1 pseudogene is annotated in these 213 nt (G+C 74.2%); it reads left to right on the top strand.

What is annotated here, in order from left to right:
• Positions 1 to 213, top strand: a pseudogene (locus tag HX774_RS20250) (methyl-accepting chemotaxis protein); the annotation flags it as partial.

Below are 213 nucleotides of genomic sequence, written 5' to 3'. Positions count from 1 at the left end.
TCGCTCGAGCGCCATCGGCGCCAGCGCCCATGAGATCAGCCAGGCCTCGGACGACCTGTCGCGCCGCACCGAGCAGCAGGCCGCCTCGCTGGAAGAAACCGCCGCCGCCCTGGAGCAGATCACCGCCACCGTGGCCCGGTCGGCCGAAGGCGCCATCGAGGCCGGCGGCGTCGTCGACGGCGCCCGTCAGGAAGCCACGCAAGGGCAGGCCGT

Source organism: Brevundimonas sp. P7753, from assembly GCF_013386595.1.
Taxonomy (GTDB): Bacteria; Pseudomonadota; Alphaproteobacteria; order Caulobacterales; family Caulobacteraceae; genus Brevundimonas; species Brevundimonas bullata.
Note: the sequence above shows the minus strand (reverse complement) of the source record. Positions and strands in the feature narration are given on the sequence as shown.